At 68.3% G+C, this 20,194-nt stretch carries 20 protein-coding genes and 1 tRNA gene; 20 read left to right on the top strand and 1 reads right to left on the bottom strand.

Features of this window, described 5'->3' with window-relative positions; genetic code table 11:
* Nucleotides 1-82 precede the first annotated feature (82 nt).
* The 4 genes from RAB70_RS17100 to RAB70_RS17085 are packed head-to-tail and all read left to right on the top strand — an operon-like array spanning nucleotide 83 to nucleotide 4,398.
* Nucleotides 83-718, top strand: coding sequence for a methylamine utilization protein (locus RAB70_RS17100; RefSeq protein WP_017909805.1), 636 nt, complete (start codon nucleotides 83-85; stop codon nucleotides 716-718).
* Complete coding sequence (locus RAB70_RS17095; RefSeq protein WP_148828920.1) at nucleotides 715-3,087, top strand: bifunctional diguanylate cyclase/phosphodiesterase; 2,373 nt, start codon at nucleotides 715-717, stop codon at nucleotides 3,085-3,087. Before RAB70_RS17100 ends, RAB70_RS17095 begins: the two co-directional genes overlap by 4 nt.
* The gene (locus RAB70_RS17090) at nucleotides 3,084-3,953 is read left to right on the top strand and encodes a DUF3034 family protein (RefSeq protein WP_043095181.1); all 870 of its coding nucleotides are present in this window, start codon (nucleotides 3,084-3,086) and stop codon (nucleotides 3,951-3,953) included. Before RAB70_RS17095 ends, RAB70_RS17090 begins: the two co-directional genes overlap by 4 nt.
* 13 nt (nucleotides 3,954-3,966) lie before the next feature.
* Entirely contained in the window at nucleotides 3,967-4,398 is a 432-nt protein-coding gene (locus tag RAB70_RS17085) for a group 1 truncated hemoglobin (protein WP_082028751.1), read from the top strand.
* 57 nt (nucleotides 4,399-4,455) lie between these two features.
* Here the strand turns inward: RAB70_RS17085 and RAB70_RS17080 are convergent, their stop codons facing one another.
* Nucleotides 4,456-5,256, bottom strand: coding sequence for an SDR family oxidoreductase (locus tag RAB70_RS17080; RefSeq protein WP_148828921.1), 801 nt, complete (start codon nucleotides 5,254-5,256; stop codon nucleotides 4,456-4,458).
* 112 nt (nucleotides 5,257-5,368) lie between these two features.
* Here RAB70_RS17080 and tpiA point away from each other — a divergent pair, with 112 nt between their 5' ends.
* The 16 genes from tpiA to RAB70_RS17000 all read left to right on the top strand — a co-directional run bounded on the left by tpiA (nucleotide 5,369) and on the right by RAB70_RS17000 (nucleotide 20,194).
* Nucleotides 5,369-6,130, top strand: a complete 762-nt coding sequence (gene tpiA / locus RAB70_RS17075; protein ID WP_148828922.1) for a triose-phosphate isomerase — start codon at nucleotides 5,369-5,371, stop codon at nucleotides 6,128-6,130.
* A gap of 62 nt (nucleotides 6,131-6,192) precedes the next feature.
* Entirely contained in the window at nucleotides 6,193-6,627 is a 435-nt protein-coding gene (secG, locus tag RAB70_RS17070) for a preprotein translocase subunit SecG (protein WP_043092570.1), read from the top strand.
* A gap of 51 nt (nucleotides 6,628-6,678) precedes the next feature.
* A tRNA-Leu gene (locus RAB70_RS17065) sits at nucleotides 6,679-6,763 on the top strand.
* A 107-nt stretch (nucleotides 6,764-6,870) separates the two neighbouring features.
* Nucleotides 6,871-7,227: an NADH-quinone oxidoreductase subunit A gene (locus RAB70_RS17060; protein WP_010343005.1), complete on the top strand. Its 357-nt coding sequence runs from the start codon at nucleotides 6,871-6,873 to the stop codon at nucleotides 7,225-7,227.
* The gene (locus RAB70_RS17055; RefSeq protein WP_010343006.1) at nucleotides 7,218-7,772 is read left to right on the top strand and encodes an NADH-quinone oxidoreductase subunit B family protein; all 555 of its coding nucleotides are present in this window, start codon (nucleotides 7,218-7,220) and stop codon (nucleotides 7,770-7,772) included. The genes RAB70_RS17060 and RAB70_RS17055 overlap by 10 nt, the downstream gene beginning before the upstream one ends.
* Nucleotides 7,773-7,804: 32 nt before the next feature.
* Nucleotides 7,805-8,554, top strand: coding sequence for an NADH-quinone oxidoreductase subunit C (locus RAB70_RS17050; RefSeq protein ID WP_026144075.1), 750 nt, complete (start codon nucleotides 7,805-7,807; stop codon nucleotides 8,552-8,554).
* Nucleotides 8,551-9,858, top strand: coding sequence for an NADH-quinone oxidoreductase subunit D (locus RAB70_RS17045; RefSeq protein ID WP_017912135.1), 1,308 nt, complete (start codon nucleotides 8,551-8,553; stop codon nucleotides 9,856-9,858). The genes RAB70_RS17050 and RAB70_RS17045 overlap by 4 nt, the downstream gene beginning before the upstream one ends.
* Nucleotides 9,855-10,382, top strand: a complete 528-nt coding sequence (nuoE, locus tag RAB70_RS17040; RefSeq protein WP_010343009.1) for an NADH-quinone oxidoreductase subunit NuoE — start codon at nucleotides 9,855-9,857, stop codon at nucleotides 10,380-10,382. The genes RAB70_RS17045 and nuoE overlap by 4 nt, the downstream gene beginning before the upstream one ends.
* Before the next feature lie 5 nt (nucleotides 10,383-10,387).
* Nucleotides 10,388-11,731 carry an NADH-quinone oxidoreductase subunit NuoF gene (gene nuoF / locus RAB70_RS17035; protein WP_148828923.1) on the top strand — a complete coding sequence of 448 codons (1,344 nt, stop codon included), beginning with the start codon at nucleotides 10,388-10,390 and terminating at the stop codon, nucleotides 11,729-11,731.
* Entirely contained in the window at nucleotides 11,728-13,977 is a 2,250-nt protein-coding gene (gene nuoG, locus RAB70_RS17030) for an NADH-quinone oxidoreductase subunit NuoG (RefSeq protein WP_148828924.1), read from the top strand. Before nuoF ends, nuoG begins: the two co-directional genes overlap by 4 nt.
* Nucleotides 13,974-15,065, top strand: coding sequence for an NADH-quinone oxidoreductase subunit NuoH (gene nuoH, locus RAB70_RS17025; protein WP_017908129.1), 1,092 nt, complete (start codon nucleotides 13,974-13,976; stop codon nucleotides 15,063-15,065). The genes nuoG and nuoH overlap by 4 nt, the downstream gene beginning before the upstream one ends.
* A gap of 3 nt (nucleotides 15,066-15,068) precedes the next feature.
* A complete protein-coding gene (gene nuoI, locus RAB70_RS17020; protein ID WP_012915532.1) occupies nucleotides 15,069-15,557 on the top strand; it encodes an NADH-quinone oxidoreductase subunit NuoI in 489 nt (162 codons plus the stop codon).
* A gap of 9 nt (nucleotides 15,558-15,566) precedes the next feature.
* Entirely contained in the window at nucleotides 15,567-16,214 is a 648-nt protein-coding gene (locus RAB70_RS17015; protein ID WP_017908130.1) for an NADH-quinone oxidoreductase subunit J, read from the top strand.
* Entirely contained in the window at nucleotides 16,211-16,516 is a 306-nt protein-coding gene (gene nuoK / locus RAB70_RS17010) for an NADH-quinone oxidoreductase subunit NuoK (RefSeq protein ID WP_017908131.1), read from the top strand. The genes RAB70_RS17015 and nuoK overlap by 4 nt, the downstream gene beginning before the upstream one ends.
* 7 nt (nucleotides 16,517-16,523) lie before the next feature.
* The gene (gene nuoL / locus RAB70_RS17005; protein WP_148828925.1) at nucleotides 16,524-18,671 is read left to right on the top strand and encodes an NADH-quinone oxidoreductase subunit L; all 2,148 of its coding nucleotides are present in this window, start codon (nucleotides 16,524-16,526) and stop codon (nucleotides 18,669-18,671) included.
* Nucleotides 18,672-18,691: 20 nt separating this feature from the next.
* Nucleotides 18,692-20,194: an NADH-quinone oxidoreductase subunit M gene (locus RAB70_RS17000; protein ID WP_017908133.1), complete on the top strand. Its 1,503-nt coding sequence runs from the start codon at nucleotides 18,692-18,694 to the stop codon at nucleotides 20,192-20,194.

The following is a 20,194-nucleotide window of genomic DNA, read 5'->3' as shown; positions in this document are numbered from 1 at the left end:
CCGTAGCGAGGGTGCGATGACAAGGCGAACAGGATCGTTCTGGCGGCAAGGCCGCTGCCGTTGGCTTGCCGTGGTGCTCGCGATGGCGGCGTTGCCGGCCGCGGCCACGCCGGTCACGGTGCTTGTGGCCGACGCCGCCGGTCCGCTGGCCGATGCCGTGGTCAGCCTGCAACCGGCCGTGCCGGCGCGCCCGGCCGCGACGGCCTCGGCGACGGCGACGATGGATCAGGTCAACTCGCAGTTCGTGCCCGCAGTGCTGGCGGTGCAGGCCGGCAGTTGGGTGCGCTTTCCCAACAGCGACCAGATCCGCCACCAGGTCTATTCCTTCTCGCCCGCCAAGCGCTTCGAACTGCCGCTGTACCAGGGCAGCACCGCCAAGCCGGTGCGCTTCGAGCAGGCGGGTCTGGTCACGGTGGGCTGCAACATCCACGACTGGATGGTCGGCTACGTGGTGGTGCTGGATACCCCGTACTTCGCGGTGACCGGCGCCGACGCGCAGGTGCGGCTGGAGGTGCCGCCCGGCGCCTACGAACTGCGGGTGTGGCATCCGCGCCTGAGCGGCGCCGGCTACGCGCAACCGCTGCAGGTAGCGCGCGCGCCGCTGCGCCAGGCGGTGCAGTTGGCCACGCGCGGACCGGCGCCGGTCGTCCCGGAAGATCCGCGCATCCGCGCGCTGCAGGACAAGTTCCGCCGCAGCCAGACGGCGCCGACGCGATGAAGCCGTGGCGGTTGCACACCCGCATCGCCGCGCTGCTGGTGCTGGTGGTGCTGGCGGCCCAGGCGCTGACGTTCCTGGCCGTGCACGTGGCGACCCGGCGCAGCGTCGCCGCGCAACTGGACGACGAACTGCGCACGGGCGAGCGCGTGTGGCAGCGCATCGATCAGCGCCGCGACGAGCAACTGCTGCAGGCCGCCTCGGTGCTGGCCGACGATTTCGGCTTCCGCGCCGCGGTGACCAGCGGCGACGTGCCGACCATGCAGTCGGCACTGCGCAACCACGCCGCGCGGGTGCGCGCGCCCAGCGCGCTGCTGCTGTCGGCTGACGGCCAATTCCTGGCCGGGCTGTCGGCGCTGCCGCAGGCGCAGCAACTGCGTGCGGTGCAGCCGCTGCTGCGGCAGGCGCAGCGCAACGGCAGTGCGGTCGGCATCGTGCTGCTGGACCGGCGCCTCATGCGTCTGGCGCTGGTGCAGGTGCTGGCGCCGCAACGGGTCGGCTGGGTCGCGATCGGCGGCGAATCCGGCGACGAGCTCGGCCAGGATTTCGTCGGCACCACCGGGCTGGACGCGACCTTCTTCACCACCCAGGGCGCACCGCAGGTGCTGGCCTCGACCCTGGATCCGCTGCGTGCCGCGCAGTTCCAGCAGCAACTGCGGCGCACGCCGCTGGCGTCGGCGGCCGCGCAGCCGCTGCAGTTGGGGCCGGCGCGCTACCTGCTGCGGGTGCGGCCGGCGTCCGACGACGGCCGGGTCATGGTCGCGCTGCAGGCCTCGCTGGACCGCGCCGACGCGCCGTACCGTCTGCTGAAGCTGCGCATCCTGATCCTGGCCGGCGTGGCCACGCTGGCCGCGCTGGTGGCGGCGATCTTCCTGGCGCGCGGGGTCAGCCGCCCGGTCGCGCAACTGGTCGCGGCGACGCGGCGTATCCAGCACGGCGACTACCAGGCGCTGCTGCCGCTGCACGCCGGTGCCGAACTGGCCGAGCTGGCCAGCAGCTTCGGCGCCATGCAGCGCCGCATCGCCAGTCGCGAGCAGGACATCCTGCACCAGGCGCGGCACGATGCGCTGACCGGGATGCCCAACCGCACGGCGCTGCTGCAGCACCTGCAGTCCGTGGTCGAGGCCTGCCAGGCCGATGCCAGTTCCGCCGCGGTGCTGGTGCTGGACCTGGAGCGCTTCAAGGAACTCAACGACAGCTTCGGCCACGATTTCGCCGACCAGGTGCTGGTCCACACCGGGCGCCGGCTGGAGCAGGCGGTGCGCGCGCCGGACCGGGTCGGCCGGCTCGGCAGCGACGAATTCATGGTTGTGCTGGCGCACGCCGATGCCGCCGCGGTGGAGGCCTATGCCGACGAACTGCTGGCGCAACTGAGGCACCCGCTGAGCCTGCCGCAGGCGCGGATCCTGGCCGACGCCAGCATCGGCATCGCGCTGATTCCCGCGCATGGCGCCGATGCCGACACCCTGTTGCGCCGCGCCGACATCGCCCGCCAGCAGGCGCGGCAACACGGCGGCGGCGCATCCGTGTACCGCGACGGGCAGGACGAGCAGCACCTGCGCCGCCTGCGCCTGACCGGCGACCTGCGCCAGGCGATCGCGCGCGGCGAGATGTCGCTGCGCTTCCAGCCGAAGATCTGCCTGGCGCGCGGCGCGGTCGAACAAGTGGAGGTGCTGCTGCGTTGGCGGCATCCGCTGCTCGGCCCGATCGGGCCGGACGAGTTCATTGCGTTGGCCGAGCACTCCGGCGCGATCCAGCAACTCACCCAGTTCGTGCTCGACGAGGCGATGCGCCTGCAGGCGCAGTGGCGCGGCCAGGGCCTGGATCTTGGTCTGGCGGTGAACCTGTCGGCGCTGGATCTCAACGATCCGGGGCTGCCGGCGTTCGTCAGCGGCTGCCTGGCGCGGCACGGCCTGGCCGCGCCGCGGCTGACCCTGGAACTGACCGAAAGCGCGCTGATGCGCGACGTCGAGCACGCCCTGCACATGCTGCAGCAGCTGCGCCGCTGCGGTGTACGCCTGTCCATCGACGACTTCGGCACCGGCTATTCGTCGTTGGCGCAGCTCAAGCGCATGCCGGTACACGAACTGAAGATCGACAAGAGCTTCGTGTTGCAATTGGCCGCGGGCAGCGACGACGCGGTGATCGTGCGCAGTACCATCGACCTGGGCCACCACATGGGCTTGCAGGTGGTCGCCGAGGGCGTCGAGCACGCCGCTGCGGAGGCCTTGCTGCGCAGCTACGGCTGCGACGTGGCGCAGGGCTATCTGTACGCGCCGCCGCTGGATGCGCCGGCGCTGCTGGCCTGGTGCGCGCGCCGCGCGGCGGCCGGCGCGGCCACGCCGGCCCTGACCGAGGAGACGCCCCGATGACCCGGCCCCGCTCTCCACGACGCGCGCTGCTGGCGGCCGCGGCCTTGCTGCCGGGGCTGGCATGCGCCGGGCAGGGGCGGCTGCTGGCCACCGGCGGCGCCTCCAGCGTGGAAGGCAGCGGCGGTGGCGGCATCGTGCCGTGGGCGGCCCTGTCCGGCTACGGCACGCGCGATCAGGACGGCGCGGTGCTGTTCGCCACGCACGTGGACAGCGGCGATTACCGGCTGGACGTGCAGGGGGCGGCGCTGACCCTGGGCAACCGCCTGGAGCTGTCGCTGGCGCGGCAGCGCCTGGACCTGGGCACGTTGCAGCGGCGGCTGGCGCTGCCGTGGCATGCGCTCGGTCAGGACGTGGTCGGCGCCAAGCTGCGGCTGGGCGGCGACCTGATCTACGGCGCCGCGCCGCAGGTGGCGCTGGGGGTGCAATACAAGCGGCTGCGCGACGGCGCCTTGCCGTTGGCGATCGGCGCGCGCGCCGACCATGGCACCGACATCTATCTCAGCGCCGCCAAGCTGTGGCTGGACGCGGCCGGTGGCTACCAGTTGCTGGTCAACGGCACCCTGCGCGCCACCCGCGCCAACCAGACCGGGCTGCTCGGGTTCGGCGGCGATCGCGGCAATACCTACCGGCTGGTGGCCGAGGCCAGCGTCGCGGTGGTGCTCGACCCGTCCTGGGTGCTGGGCCTGGAATACCGGCAGAAACCGGACAACCTCGGATTCGCCCGCGAGGACGCCTGGGCGGATGCGTTCGTGGCATGGTTCCCGAACAAGCGCGTGTCCGTGGTCGGCGCCTGGGCCGACCTCGGGGACGTCGCCACCCTGCGCGACCAGCGCGGGCCCTATCTCTCCCTGCAGGTGGCGTTCTGACATGGCCAGGCCGATGCGCGTCCTGATCCCGATTCTGCTGGCGACGGCCGCGCTGCTGGCCGGCTGCGCCAGCGCCCCGCGGCCGCCGCGCACGCTGTACGCCGACCTGGGCGGCCAGCCCGGCATCGAGGCGCTGGTGGAGACGCTGCTGTCGCGCATCGCCGACGACCCGCGCATCGTCCAGCACTTCGCCCGGGTCAACATCGTGATGCTGGACCAGCGCCTGGTGCAGAAGTTCTGCCACCTCAGCGACGGGCCATGCGCCGACACCGCCAAGCCGATGAAGCAGGCGCACCAGCATCTGCCGATCCACGAGGCGGACTTCAACGCGTTGGTCGAGGACCTGGTGTGGGCAATGGACCAGCGCGGCATCCAGCGCCGCGTGCAGAACCGGTTGCTGGCCAGGCTGGCGCCGCTACACGGCGATATCGTCAACCAGCCCTAGCGGCCTGCCGCGCGGCGCGATACCCGGACCCCGCTCGCAGGACCGGCAGGGCGCGGGCTATTCCACCGACCTGATCCGATGCGAGCCGCGCCCCATCATCCGCAGCAGCAGGGCATTGGGCAGTAGTGCCGTGAGGCCGAGCAGGACGCGGTAGACCGCGTCGGGGACCACCCGCACCTTTCCGTGTTCGGCGCCGTCGATGCCGGCGCGGGCCACCGCGGCGGTCTGCAGCCAGAGCCAGCGCGGCAGGGCGTCCATCTGTTCGCGGGTGCCGGTGACGTCGTGGAACTCGGACCAGGTGAAGCCGGGGCATAGCGCGCAGACGCCGACGCCGCGGTCGGCGTTCTCCAGCGCCAGCGATTCGCTGAAGCGCAGCATGAAACTCTTCGCCGCCGCGTACAGGGTGTGGCCGTCGGCGCCGGGCACCAGGGCGGCGAACGAGGCGACGTTGAGGATGCGGCCGTGGCCGCTGGCGCGCAGCGCCGGCAGCAGCCGCCAGGTCAGTTCGCACACGGCGCCGACCATCACCTGCAGGAATGCCGCGTGCACCGCCCAGTCCTGGGCGATGTAGCGGCCGGGCACGCCGTAGCCGGCGTTGTTGACCAGGATCCGCACCGCCAGCCCGCGCCGTTCGATCTCGGCCACCAGCGCGGCTGGCGCGGCCGGATCGGCCAGGTCCGCGACCAGTACCTCCACCGGCACCTGCGGCCGCAGTTCGGCGGCCAGCGCCTGCAACTGCGTCTCGCGGCGCGCGCTCAGGATCAGCGGCACGCCGCGGCGGGCGTATTCGCGGGCGATCTCGCGGCCGATGCCGCTGGAGGCGCCGGTGATCAGGGCGTAGCCGGGAAGCAGGGTCATGACGGTCTCTGGGCGTGGAGCGGGGCGGGGGAGTGTGGAACGGCAGGGACGATGCCGGCGCTTCGCGGCGCATCGGCTATCCTCTCGGCACTTTTTCGCCGGAGATGCGCCGATGCGACGCAAGATCGTAGCCGGAAACTGGAAATTGCATGGCACCCGCCACTTCGCCGCCGACCTGGTACGGGAGATCGTCACCGGGCTGCACGAGGCCGAGCACGACGTGGAAGTGGTGATCCTGCCGCCGCTGCCGTACCTGGGTGACCTGATCGAGCATTTCGAGGACCGGCTGCTGCGCTTCGGCGCGCAGGACGTCAGCAGCAACGAGAAGGGCGCCTACACCGGCGAGGTGTCGGCGGCGATGCTGGTGGATGTCGGGGCCGACTACGGCCTGGTCGGGCATTCGGAGCGGCGCCAGTACCACCAGGAGAGCAGCGAACTGGTCGCGCGCAAGTTCGCCGCCGCCCTGCACGCCGGGCTGGTCCCGATCCTGTGCGTGGGCGAGACCCTGGAGCAGCGCGAGGCCGGGCGCACCGAGGCGGTCATCGCCGCGCAGCTGGCGCCGGTGCTGGACCTGGTCGGCGCCGAGGGCTTCGCCCGCGCGGTGGTGGCCTACGAGCCGGTCTGGGCGATCGGTACCGGCCGCACCGCCAGCCCGGCGCAGGCGCAGGCGGTGCACGCGTTCATCCGTGGCGAAGTGGCGGCGCGCGATGCTAGAATCGCGGATTCGTTGCCGATCCTGTATGGCGGCAGCGTCAAGCCCGACAACGCCGCCGAGCTGTTCGCGCAGCCGGATGTCGATGGCGGGCTGGTGGGCGGCGCCTCGCTGGTCGCCGCGGAATTCCTGGCCATCGTGCGAGCGGCGGCCACCTGTTGAGCGAACGGCCGCCGCTGGCGGCCGTTCGTCCCCCAAGTCGTACTGTCCGGACGGATTTCGAAATGCTGATGGTCATCCTCAATGTGGTCTACGTGCTGGTGGCGATCGCGATGATCGCGCTGATCCTGATGCAACGCGGCGCCGGTGCGGCGGCGGGTTCCGGGTTCGGCGCCGGCGCGTCCGGCACCGTGTTCGGATCGCGCGGCGCGTCCAACTTCCTGTCCAAGTCGACCAAGTGGCTGGCGGTGGTGTTCTTCGCCATCAGCCTGTTCATGGCCTGGTACGCCGGCCACAGCGCGCGTCCGGCCGACGCCAATCTGGGCGTGATGTCGCAGTCGGCCACCCCGGCGCCGGCTGCGCCGGCAGGCGAACTGCAGGTCCCGCAGGCGCCGTCGGCCGCCGCCGCGGCGCCGGCTGCCCCCGCCGCCGCCCCGTCCGCCCAGCAGGCGCCGGAAAAAGCGCAAGAAAAGTCGCCTGCCCCGTCGCAGAAAGACTGAAGGCGGTTACAATATGCTGCGCGGCGGGATTGCCGCGCAGGTTTTACGCAAGCCCAGGTGGCGGAATTGGTAGACGCACTACCTTGAGGTGGTAGCGACTTAGGTCGTAGGGGTTCGAGTCCCCTCTTGGGCACCATTGTTTGGCTACGGTTTCTGCGCGAAGGCATCACGCCCTCGCACGGAGAATCGTCTATCCCATGCCTGCGTGGCACGCGCGCGGGCACAGGCAAGAGAGAATCGCGAGTGCTGGCCGAATATTTGCCGACCCTGCTGTTTCTGATCGTGGCCACCGGTATCGGCGTCGCGCTGATGCTGGTGGGACGGTTCCTCGGTCCCCGGCGTCCCGACCTGAAGAAGCTCTCGCCGTACGAGTGCGGCTTCGAGGCCTTCGAGGACGCGCGCATGAAGTTCGATGTGCGCTACTACCTGATCGCCATCCAGTTCATCGTCTTCGATCTGGAAATCATCTTCATCGTGCCGTGGACGCAGGTGTTCATGGACCTGGGCGCTCGCTCCCTGGTCACCATGGGCCTGTTCGTCGGCATGCTGTTCCTCGGTTTTGTTTACGTGTGGAAGAAGGGAGCGCTGGAATGGGAGTGATTCAGACCCTGGATCGCCTGATGACCAACCCGATCCCGGAAGGGCGGGTGGACGACATCCTGCGTCCCGAAGGCGAAAACCCGCTGCTGGAAAAGGGTTACGTCACCACCAGCGTCGATGCGCTGCTGAACTGGGCGCGCACCGGCTCGATGTGGCCGATGACCTTCGGCCTGGCCTGCTGCGCAGTCGAGATGATGCACGCCGGCGCCGCGCGCCTGGACCTGGACCGCTACGGCGTGGTGTTCCGCCCGTCGCCGCGCCAGTCCGACGTGATGATCGTCGCCGGCACCCTGGTCAACAAGATGGCCCCGGCGCTGCGCAAGGTCTACGACCAGATGCCGGACCCGAAGTGGGTTATCTCGATGGGCAGCTGCGCCAACGGCGGCGGCTACTACCATTACTCGTATTCGGTGGTGCGCGGCTGCGACCGCATCGTGCCGGTGGACGTCTACGTCCCGGGCTGCCCGCCGACCGCCGAGGCCCTGGTCTACGGCATCCTGCAGTTGCAGAAGAAGATCTGGCGAACCCAGACCATCGCGCGCTGATTCCTCTTTCCTCGAGAGCACGCCAAGCCCCCATGGCAGAGCAAGCATCTTCCTTTAGCGACCGACTCGGCGCCCGTTTCCCCGGCAGCCAGGTCTTCGTGGCCCTTCCGCGCGGCGAAGTCACCCTGGAAGTTCCGGCCGACGCCTGGCACGCCACCTGCCTGGCGCTGCGCGACGAGTTCGGTTTCGAACAGCTGTCCGACCTGTGCGGCGTCGATTACCTCGGCTACGGCAGCGACGAGTGGGATACCTCCGACGTGTCCTCGCACGGCTTCAGCCGCGGCGTCGAAGGCAAGGCCGTGGGCCGTTTCGCCTGGGGCGAGTTCCCCAGCGGCGAGGCTGCCGGCGGCGCCCAGCCGTTGCCGGTCCCACAGCAGCGTTTCGCGGTGCTGGCGCAGTTGATTTCCTACCGCCACAACCAGCGCCTGCGCGTGCGTTGCTACGCGCCGAACGAAGACCTGCCGGTGGTGGCCTCGGTCACCGACATCTGGCCGGGCGCGAACTGGTTCGAGCGCGAGGCGTTCGACCTGTTCGGCGTGGTCTTCGCCGGGCACCCGGACCTGCGCCGCATCCTCACCGACTACGGCTTCGTCGGCCATCCGTTCCGCAAGGATTTCCCGCTGATCGGCAACGTCGAAGTGCGCTACGACGAAGAGAAGCAGCGCGTGATCTACGAGCCGGTGACCTCGGTGGAGCCGCGCGTGGGCGTGCCGCGCGTGATCCGCGACGATGCGCGCTACCAGACCGCGGCGGGCGAAGCACAGAAGGAGTCCGCCAAGTGAGCGAGTACCACCAGGCGCACGACGGGTTCGCCAGCAATCCTGCCGAAGCCAAGCAGGAAATCCGCAACTACACGATGAACTTCGGCCCGCAGCATCCGGCCGCGCACGGCGTGCTGCGTCTGATCCTGGAAATGGACGGCGAGACCGTGGTCCGCGCCGATCCGCACATCGGCCTGCTGCACCGTGGCACCGAGAAGCTGGCCGAGTCCAAGCCGTTCAACCAGTCGATCGGCTACATGGATCGCCTGGACTACGTGTCGATGATGTGCAACGAGCACGCCTACGTGCGCGCGATCGAGACCCTGATGGGGATCGAGGCGCCGGAGCGTGCGCAGTACATCCGCACCATGTTCGACGAGATCACCCGCATCCTGAACCACCTGATGTGGGTCGGCTCCAACGGCCTGGATCTGGGTGCGATGGCGGTGATGCTGTACGCGTTCCGCGAGCGCGAAGAGCTGATGGACGTGTACGAGGCGGTGTCGGGCGCGCGCATGCACGCGACCTACTACCGCCCGGGCGGCGTCTATCGCGACCTGCCCGACCGCATGCCCAAGTACCAGGAATCGCGCTGGCACAAGGGCAATGCGCTGAAGCGGCTCAACGCCGCGCGCGAAGGCTCGATGCTGGACTTCCTGGAGGAGTTCACCAACACCTTCCCGGCGCGCGTGGACGAGTACGAGACCCTGCTCACCGACAACCGCATCTGGAAGCAGCGTACCGTCGGCATCGGCGTGGTCACCCCGGAACAGGCCTACGCCTGGGGCATGACCGGCGCCATGCTGCGCGGTTCGGGCATCGCCTGGGACCTGCGCAAGAAGCAGCCCTACGCCAAGTACGACAGCGTCGATTTCGACATTCCGCTCGGCACCAACGGCGACTGCTACGACCGCTACCTGGTGCGCGTGGCCGAGATGCGCGAGTCCAACCGCATCATCAAGCAGTGCGTGCAGTGGCTGAAGGCCAACCCGGGCCCGGTCATGGTCGAGAACTTCAAGGTGGCGCCGCCCAAGCGCGCCGAGATGAAGGACGACATGGAAGCGCTGATCCATCACTTCAAGCTGTTCAGCGAAGGCTACTGCGTGCCGGCCGGCGAGACCTACTGCGCGGTCGAGGCGCCGAAGGGCGAGTTCGGCTGCTACCTGATGTCCGACGGCGCCAACAAGCCGTTCCGCGTGCACCTGCGCGCGCCGGGCTTCGCCCATCTGTCGTCGATGGACGCGATCGTGCGCGGCCACATGCTGGCCGACGTGGTGGCGATGATTGGTACCTATGATCTGGTGTTTGGTGAGGTCGACCGATGAAGGCGACAGGTAATTTCGAAGCGGCGCGCGACGTCGATCCGATGGTGGTGCTGAGCGACAAGACGCGCGCGCACATCGATCACTGGCTGAGCAAGTTCCCGCCGGACCGCAAGCGCTCGGCGGTGCTGCAGGGCCTGCACGCCGCGCAGGAACAGAACCAGGGCTGGCTGACCGACGAACTGATCGCCGGCGTGGCCAAGTACCTGGAGCTGCCGCCGGTGTGGGCCTACGAGGTCGCCAGCTTCTACTCGATGTTCGAGACCGAGAAGGTCGGCCGCAACAACGTCGCGTTCTGCACCAACATCAGCTGCTGGCTCAACGGTGCCGAGGATCTGGTCGCGCACGCCGAGAAGAAGCTCGGCTGCAAGCTGGGCCAGTCCACCGCCGACGGCCGCGTCTACCTCAAGCGCGAGGAAGAGTGCCTGGCCGGTTGCGCCGGCGCACCGATGATGGTCATCAACGGCCACTACCATGAGCATCTGACCAAGGACAAGGTCGACGAATTGCTGGACGGGTTGGAGTAACGGCAATGGCACAGCATCCCCACGCCCCCACCGGTCCGGTCGGCCCCGCGCCGCAGCCGCACCAGGTGGTGTACACCACGCTGCACTACGACACCCCGTGGTCCTACGAGAGCTACCTGAAGACCGGTGGCTATGCCGCGCTGCGCAAGATCCTCGAAGAGAAGATCCCGCCGGAGCAGGTGATCGAGATGGTCAAGCAGTCGAACCTGCGCGGCCGTGGCGGCGCCGGCTTCCCGACCGGCCTGAAGTGGTCGTTCATGCCCAAGGGCGCGCCGCAGAAGTACATCCTGTGCAACTCGGACGAATCCGAGCCGGGCACCTGCAAGGACCGCGACATCCTGCGCTACAACCCGCATTCGGTGGTGGAGGGCATGGCCATCGCCTGCTACGCCACCGGCTCCACCGTGGGCTACAACTACCTGCGCGGCGAGTTCCACCACGAGCCGTTCGAGCATTTCGAGCAGGCCCTGGCCGATGCCTATGCCAATGGCTGGCTGGGCAAGGACATCCTCGGCAGCGGCATCGACATCGACATCTACGGCGCCCTCGGTGCCGGCGCCTACATCTGCGGCGAAGAGACCGCGCTGATGGAGTCGCTGGAAGGCAAGAAGGGCCAGCCGCGCTACAAGCCGCCGTTCCCGGCCAACTTCGGCCTGTACGGCAAGCCGTCGACGATCAACAACACCGAGACCTACGCGTCGGTGCCGGCGATCATCCGCAACGGCCCTGAATGGTTCCTGGGGCTGAGCAAGACCAAGAACGGCGGCCCGAAGATCTTCTCGGTCTCCGGCTGCGTGCAGAAGGGCGGCAACTTCGAAGTGCCGCTGGGCACCACCTTCGACGAACTACTGGAAATGGCCGGCGGGCTGAAGCCGGGCCGCACCCTCAAGGGCGCGATCCCGGGCGGCGTGTCGATGCCGGTGCTGAAGGCCGAGCAGCTCAAAGATCTGCAGATGGACTACGACACCCTGCGCGCGCTGGGCACCGGCCTGGGCTCGGGCGCGATCGTGGTGCTCGACGACAGCGTCTGCTGCGTGAAGTTCGCCTGCCGCATCTCGCAGTTCTTCCACAAGGAGTCCTGCGGCCAGTGCACCCCGTGCCGCGAAGGCACCGGCTGGATGCATCGCGTGCTGGAGCGCATCGTGGCCGGCAAGGCCACGATGGAAGACCTGCACCAGCTGCGCACCGTCGCCGGGCAGATCGAAGGCCACACCATCTGCGCCTTCGGCGAAGCGGCGGCCTGGCCGATCCAGGGCTTCCTGCGCCAGTTCTGGGACGAATTCGAGTACTACATCGTCAACGGTCATTCGATGGTTGACGGCAAGAAGCTGGAGGCAGCCGCCGCATGAGCGCGCAACCCAACAATCCCGGCGCGACCCCCGCGGTCGTGCCGGAAGGCCATGTGACCGTCGAGATCGACGGCCAGTCGCTGGTCGTGCCGAAGGGCTCGATGATCATCCAGGCCGCCGACAAGGCCGGCATCCCGATCCCGCGCTTCTGCTACCACGAGAAGCTGCCGATCGCGGCCAACTGCCGCATGTGCCTGGTCGATGTCGAAAAGTCGCCCAAGCCGTCGCCGGCCTGCGCCACGCCGGTCATGGACGGCATGAAGGTGCAGACGCGCAGCGACAAGGCGCTGAAGTACCAGCGCAGCGTCATGGAATTCCTGCTGATCAACCATCCGCTGGACTGCCCGATCTGCGATCAGGGCGGCGAGTGCGAGTTGCAGGACGTGTCGCTGGGCTACGGCCGTTCGGTCAGCCGCTTCAACGAGCGCAAGCGCGTGGTGCCGGACGAGGACATCGGGCCGCTGGTCGCCACCGAGATGACCCGCTGCATCCAGTGCACGCGCTGCGTGCGCTTCACCGCGGACATCGCCGGCACCTACGAGCTGGGCGGCATGTACCGCGGCGAGAACCTGCAGATCGGCACCTACGACGGCAAGCCGCTGACCACCGAGCTGTCCGGCAACGTGGTCGACGTGTGCCCGGTCGGCGCGCTGACCAACAAGGTGTTCCAGTTCCGCGCGCGGCCCTGGGAACTGGTGGCGCGCGAGTCGCTGGGCTACCACGACGCGATGGGCTCCAATCTGTTCCTGCACGTGCGCCGCGGCGAAGTGCTGCGCACCGTGCCGCGCGACAACGAAGCGGTCAACGAGTGCTGGCTGTCCGACCGCGACCGCTATTCGCACCAGGGCCTGTACGCCGAGGACCGCGCGCTGCGGCCGATGCGCAAGGTCGACGGGCAGTGGCGCGAGGTGTCGTGGGCCGAAGGGCTGTCCGCCGCGAGCGAGATCCTCAAGGCCAACCGTGGCGACGCGCTGGGCGTGCTCGCGCATCCGTCCACCTCCAACGAGGAGGGCGCGCTGCTGGCGCGCCTGGCCGACGGTCTGGATAGCGGCAACCTCGATCACCGCGTGTACAACCGCGACTTCTCCGACGCCGCGCTGGCCGAGCCGTTCGCGCTGCCGCTGGCGGAGATCGAGCAGGCCGACGTGGTGGTGATCCTGGGCAGCAACCTGCGCCATGAACTGCCGCTGCTGCATGCACGCCTGCGCAAGGCGCGGATGCAGCGCCAGACCAAGGTGTACTCGATCAACCCGGTCGATTTCGACGTGGCCTTCGACCAGGCCGGCCGCCAGATCGTGGCGCCGTCGAAGTTCGCCGAGGCGCTGGCCGACGCCGCGCTGCGCGACGCGGTGCAGGGCGCCGGCCGTGCGGTGCTGATCGTCGGCGCGCTGGCCGAGAACCATCCGCAGGCCGCGGCGCTGCGTGCCGCCGCGCGCGACTTCGCCGCCGCCACCGGCGCGGCGCTGTGCCGCATCCCGCAGGGTGCCAACGCGCTGGGCCTGTCGCGCTACGGCGTGCTGCCGCGCGGTCGCAACGTCGCCGCGATGCTGGCCGAGCCGCGCAGCGCCTATGTGCTGTACGGCCTGGAGCCGGGCCTGGACTTCGCCGACGCCGCCGCCGCGCGCAGCGCGCTGGCCGGCGCCAAGGTGGTGGCGTTCAGTCACTTCGCCTGCGCCTCCACCCGCGACGTGGCCGATGTGATCCTGCCGATCGGCGCGCTGCCGGAAATCGAGGCGACGCTGACCAACCTCAACGGCAGCGACCAGCGCACCCGCGCCGGCGGCAAGCTGCCGGGCGAGGCCCGCGAGGGCTGGCGCGTACTGCGCGCGCTCGGCGGCGAGCTGGGCCTGCCTGGCTTCGAGTTCATCGACCTGGCCGGGCTGCGCGACGGCCTGCAGCCGCGCGAGGTCGCCGCGGCGAGCTCGGCGCAGCCGGCACGCCAGGACGAGGGCCTGGAACTGGCCGCCAGTCCGGCGATCTACCGCACCGATGCGGTAGTGCGCCGCGCGCAGGCGCTGCAGCAGCATCCGCTGAACCGCGCGCCGGGCATTGCGCTGCATCCGGACGAGGCGGCGCGCCTGGGCCTGAGCGACGGGCAGATGGTCAAGGTCGGCACCGCGGCGGGTAGCGCCACGTTGCCGCTGGCGACGGACAAGCGGGTCGCGCCGGGCGCGGCCTGGATCGAAACGGGCCACGGCGCGACCGCGCCGCTGGGCGCCGGTCGGGTGACGGTGGTGGCTGCATGAACGAGATGCTGTTGAACGTGGTCGACCCGCTGCACCAGTGGTTCCTCGGCCTGGGCGCCCTCGGCGTGGTCCTGTGGATCGTGCTGAAGATCCTGCTGATCGCCATGCCGGTGATCATCGCGGTGGCGTTCTACGTGGTCTGGGAGCGCAAGCTGATCGGCTGGATGCATGTGCGCCACGGGCCGATGTACGTGGGCATGGGCATCTTCCAGGCCTTCGCCGACGTCTTCAAACTGCTGTTCAAGGAAATCATCCAGCCCAGCAGCTCGCACAAGGCGATGTTCGTGATCGCGCCGCTGATCACCCTGGCGCCGGCCTTCGCCGCCTGGGCGGTGGTGCCGTTCGACGCCAAGCTGGTGCTGTCCAACGCCAACGCCGGCCTGCTGTACCTGCTGGCGATGACCTCGCTGGGCGTGTACGGCATCATCCTGGCCGGCTGGGCGTCCAACTCCAAGTACGCCTTCCTGGGCGCGATGCGCTCGGCGGCGCAGGTGGTCAGCTACGAGATCGCGATGGGCTTCGCCCTGGTCGGCGTGATGATCGCGGCCGGCAGCCTGAACCTGAGCACGATCGTGCAGGCGCAGGCCGGCAGCTCCGGGTTCTTCGACTGGTTCCTGATCCCGCTGTTCCCGCTGTTCATCGTGTACTGGGTGTCCGGCGTAGCCGAGACCAACCGCGCGCCGTTCGACGTGGTCGAAGGCGAGTCGGAAATCGTCGCCGGCCACATGGTCGAGTATTCGGGCGGTGCGTTCGCGCTGTTCTTCCTGGCCGAATACGCCAACATGATCCTGGTCAGCTTCCTGGTCTCGATCTTCTTCCTGGGCGGCTGGCTGAGCCCGATCCAGGGTTGGGTCACCGCGGACATCTCGCCGTGGGTCAACTGGATCTGGACCGGCGGCTGGCCGTGGCTGCTGATGAAGGTGCTGTTCTTCGCCAGTGCGTACATCTGGTTCCGCGCCAGCTTCCCGCGCTACCGCTACGACCAGATCATGCGCCTGGGCTGGAAGGTGTTCATCCCGCTGACGATCGTGTGGATCGCGGTGACGGCATTGATGGTGTTCTACGGCGTGATCCAGAAGGGCGTGTAAGCGATGAATAAAATCACCCATTACTTCAAGAGCCTGCTGCTGCTCGAGCTGCTCGGCGGCCTGTGGCTGACCTTGAAGTACACGTTCCGTCCCAAGTACACCGTGCTGTACCCGATGGAGAAGTTCCCGCAGTCGCCGCGCTTCCGCGGCCTGCACGCGCTGCGCCGCTATCCCAACGGCGAAGAGCGCTGCATCGCCTGCAAGCTGTGCGAGGCGGTGTGCCCGGCGCTGGCGATCACCATCGACTCGACCAAGCGCGAGGACGGCACCCGCCGCACCACCCGCTACGACATCGACCTGTTCAAGTGCATCTACTGCGGCTTCTGCGAGGAAAGCTGCCCGGTGGATTCGATCGTGGAGACCCAGGTGCTGGAGTACCACTTCGAAAAGCGCGGCGAGAACATCGTCACCAAGCCGCAGTTGCTGGCGATCGGAGACCGGCTCGAGGCCGAGATCGCCGAGCGCCGCGCTGCCGACGCTCCCTTCCGCTGAGGTTCCGAAATGGATTGGGTCAATATCGCTTTCTGGATCTTCGCCACCATCGCCGCGGTCGCCGCCGGCGCGGTGATCAGCGTGCGCAACCCCGTGTACGCAGTGCTGTGTCTGATCCTGACGTTCTTCTCCATCGCCTGCGTGTGGCTGCTGGTGGGCGCCGAGTTCCTCGGCGTGACCCTGGTGCTGGTCTACGTCGGCGCGGTGATGGTGCTGTTCCTGTTCGTGGTGATGATGCTGGACATCGACACCGCCCGCATGCGCGAAGGCTGGGTGCGCTACCTGCCGGTGGGCCTGGTGGTGGCAGTGGCGATGCTGGTGCAGATGGTCACCCTGATCGGCGTGAAGGCGCGCAGCGCGGCGCCGTTCCCGGCCGACAACGCCGCGGCGCAGGCCGCCGACACCTCCAACATCACCTGGCTGGCCAAGACCCTGTTCACCCAGTTCCTGCTGCCGTTCGAGTTCGCCGCGATCATCCTGACCGTGGCGGTCGTGGCCGCCGTGATGCTGACCCTGCGCAAGCGCACCGGCATCAAGACCCAGAACCCGGGCGACCAGTCGCGGGTCAAGGCCGGCGACCGTCTGCGCATGGTCAAGATGGCCGCCGAAAAGCCCACGCTCCACACTCCGCCGGCATCGCAGGAGGGCCAGCCATGATCTCCCTAGGCCATCTGCTGGCGCTCGGCGCGGTGCTGTTCTGCATCGCCCTGGCCGGCATCTTCCTCAACCGCAAGAACGTCATCGTGCTGCTGATGTCGATCGAGCTGATGCTGCTGTCGGTCAACATCAACTTCGTCGCCTTCTCGCGCGAGCTCGGCGACGCCGCCGGCCAGTTGTTCGTGTTCTTCATCCTGACCGTGGCCGCGGCCGAAGCCGCCATCGGCCTCGCGATCCTGGTGACGCTGTTCCGTACCCGCCACACGATCAACGTGGCCGAAGTCGATTCGCTGAAGGGCTGACCTGCAGATGGAAATTACGCTCTCCAAGAGTCTGCTGATCGCGGTGGTGCTGGCCCCGCTGGTCGGCAGCATCATCGCCGGCCTGTTCGGCCGTCAGGTCGGCCGCAAGGGCGCGCAGTTCGCCACCATCCTCGGCGTCGCGGTCAGCTGCGCGCTGTCGTGCTGGACCCTGTACCAGTTGGTCGGGCAGGGCGCCTCGCCGTTCAACCAGAACCTCTACACCTTCTTCGAGGTCGGCCACTATTCGGCCCACGTCGGCTTCATGGTCGACCGCCTGACCGCGATGATGATGGTGGTGGTGACCTTCGTGTCGCTGCTGGTGCACATCTACACCATCGGCTACATGGCCGACGATCCGGGCTACCAGCGCTTCTTCAGCTACATCTCGCTGTTCACCTTCTCGATGCTGAGCCTGGTGATGAGCAACAACTTCCTGCAGCTGTTCTTCGGCTGGGAAGCGGTGGGCCTGGTGTCGTACCTGCTGATCGGCTTCTGGTTCAAGCGCCCGACCGCGGTGTTCGCCAACATGAAGGCGTTCCTGGTCAATCGCGTTGGCGACTTCGGCTTCATCCTCGGCATCGCCGGCGTGCTGCTGTGGTTCGGCACGCTGGACTACGCCAGCGTGTTCGCCAACGCCACCGCGGTGCTGGGCAGCGATGCCGCCGGCGGTCTGGCACAGGTGCAGCTGTTCCAGGGTCATGCCTGGAACGTCTCCACCATCATCTGCGTGTGCCTGTTCATCGGCGCCATGGGCAAGTCGGCGCAGGTGCCGCTGCACGTGTGGCTGCCGGACTCGATGGAAGGCCCGACCCCGATCTCGGCGCTGATCCACGCCGCGACCATGGTCACCGCCGGCATCTTCATGGTGGCGCGCATGTCGCCGCTGTTCGAGCTGTCGCAGACCGCGTTGAACTTCGTGCTGGTCGTCGGCGCCACCACCGCGTTCTTCACCGGCCTGATCGGCATCGTGCAGAACGACATCAAGCGCGTGGTCGCCTACTCGACGCTGTCGCAGCTGGGCTACATGACCGTGGCGCTGGGCGTGTCGGCGTACTCGGCGGCGGTGTTCCACCTGATGACCCACGCCTTCTTCAAGGCGCTGCTGTTCCTGGCGGCCGGCTCGGTGATCATCGGCATGCACCACGAGCAGGACATGCGCAAGATGGGCGGCCTGCGCAAGTACATGCCGATCACCTACTGGACCAGCGTCATCGGCACCCTGGCGCTGGTCGGCACCCCGTTCTTCGCCGGCTTCTACTCCAAGGACACCATCATCGAGGCGGCGCAGCACCACGCGCACACCTCGCATGGCTGGATCGCGACCTACGGCTACTGGGCCGTGCTCGGCGGCGTGCTGATCACCAGCTTCTACAGCTTCCGCCTGCTGTTCCTGACCTTCCATGGCCAAGAGCGCTTCCGCGATGCGCATGCGCACCACGATGCGCATCATGACGACGCCCACGGTGCGCATGCCCACGACGATCACGCGCACGACGATCACGGCCACGGCCACCACGGCGCGCACGAACCGCACGAGTCGCCGTGGGTGGTGACGGTGCCGCTGATCCTGCTGGCGATCCCGTCGATCGCGATCGGCTTCTTCACCATCGGCCCGATGCTGTTCGGCACCGACTGGGCGGGGCACCATGCCGCGGCGGCGATCAAGGGCCAGGCCGTCAGCTTCTTCACCGGCATCGTCGACTTCTACGATCCGGCGCGCGACACCGTCGGCGCGCTGGCCGAGGAGTTCCACGGCCCGGTCGCGTTCGCCCTGCACGGCCTGACCCAGCCGCCGTTCTTCCTGACCCTGGCCGGTTTCGCCCTGGCCTGGATCCTGTACCTGTGGAAGCCGGAACTGGCGGCGAAGGCGCGCAAGACCTTCTCGGTGCCGGTGTGGATCCTCGAGAACAAGTACGGTTTCGACAAGCTCTGGATCGGCGGTTTCGCCGGCGGCGGCGTGCGCCTGGGCAAGGTGTCGCGCGCGGTGGATACGCATGTCGTGGACGGCTTCATGGTCAACGGCACCGCACGCGTGATCGACCTGGCGGCCAATCTGCTGCGTCGCACGCAATCCGGTTTCCTCTATCACTACGCCTTCGCGATGATCGTCGGTCTCATTGCCCTGCTGGGCGTGCTGATGCATTTCTGGCGTTGACCTGTACGGAATAAGAACACGTGTCGAACTGGCCTCTACTCTCCATCCTGATCTGGCTGCCGATCATCGGCGGCGCCCTGGTGCTCGCCCTGCGTGATGCGCGTGCGGCGCGCTGGGCGTCGCTGCTGGTGGCGTTGCTGACCTTCGCGCTCAGCCTGCCGCTGCTCACCGGTTTCGACTACGCCAGCGACGCGCTGCAGTTCGTTGAGACCCATGCCTGGATCCCGGCATACGACATCGGCTACAACCTCGGCGCCGACGGCATCGCGGTGGCGCTGATCGTGCTGACCACGCTGGTCACGGTGCTGGCGCTGATCGGCGCGTGGACCTCGATCGACAAGCGCGTCAACCAGTACGTGGCCGCGTTCCTGATTCTGGAAGGCGTCACCGTCGGCATCTTCTCCGCCACCGACGCGATGCTGTTCTACGTGTTCTTCGAGGCGATGCTGATCCCGATGTTCCTGATCATCGGCATCTGGGGCGGCCCGCGCCGCATCTACGCCGCGGTCAAGTTCTTCCTGTACACCTTCCTCGGCTCGGTGCTGATGCTGGTCGGGTTGATCTACCTGTACCTGAAGGGCGGCAGCTTCCAGCTCGCCGACCTCTACCAGCTGTCGCTGACCTCGAAGGAGCAGACCTGGCTGTTCTTCGCCTTCCTGATCGCCTTCGCGGTCAAGGTGCCGATGTTCCCGGTGCACACCTGGCTGCCGGACGCGCACGTGGAAGCGCCGACCGCCGGCTCGGTGATCCTGGCGGCGATCGCGTTGAAGATCGGCGGTTACGGCTTCCTGCGCTTCAACCTGCCGATCCTGCCCGATGCCAGCAACGAGTGGGCGTGGCTGGTGATCGCGCTGTCGCTGATCGCGGTGATCTACGTCGGCCTGGTCGCCCTGGTCCAGGACGACATGAAGAAGCTGATCGCCTACTCGTCGATCGCGCACATGGGCTTCGTCACCCTCGGCACCTTCGTCGCCTTCGCCCTGGTCGGCTTCGGCAGCACCGATGCGGCCCGGTTGGGCCTGCAGGGCGCGATGGTGCAGATGATCTCGCACGGCTTCGTGTCCGGCGCGATGTTCTCCTGCGTCGGCGTGCTGTACGACCGCATGCACACCCGCCGCATCGCCGACTACGGCGGCGTGGTCAACGTGATGCCGTGGTTCGCGACCTTCGCGATGCTGTTCTTCATGGCCAATGCGGGCCTGCCGGGCACCAGCGGCTTCGTCGGCGAGTTCATGGTCATCATGGCCAGCTTCCAGGCGCACCCGCTGCTGGCCTTCGGCGCGGCGACCACCCTGGTGATCACCGCTGCCTACACCCTGTGGCTTTACAAGCGCGTGTTCTTCGGCGAGGTCGCCAATGCGCACGTGGCCGAGCTGAAGGACATCAACGGCCGCGAGGCGCTGGTGCTGGGCGTGTTCGCGCTCGGCGTGCTGGCCCTGGGCCTGTATCCGAAGCCGTTGACCGACCTGATGGAGCCCTCGATCGCGAAGCTGGCGGCGCAGATCGCCACCAGCAAGCTGTAA

The organism is Xanthomonas sontii (genome assembly GCF_040529055.1).
Classification (GTDB): domain Bacteria; phylum Pseudomonadota; class Gammaproteobacteria; order Xanthomonadales; family Xanthomonadaceae; genus Xanthomonas_A; species Xanthomonas_A sontii.
This window is presented reverse-complemented; position numbering and strand designations above follow the sequence as displayed.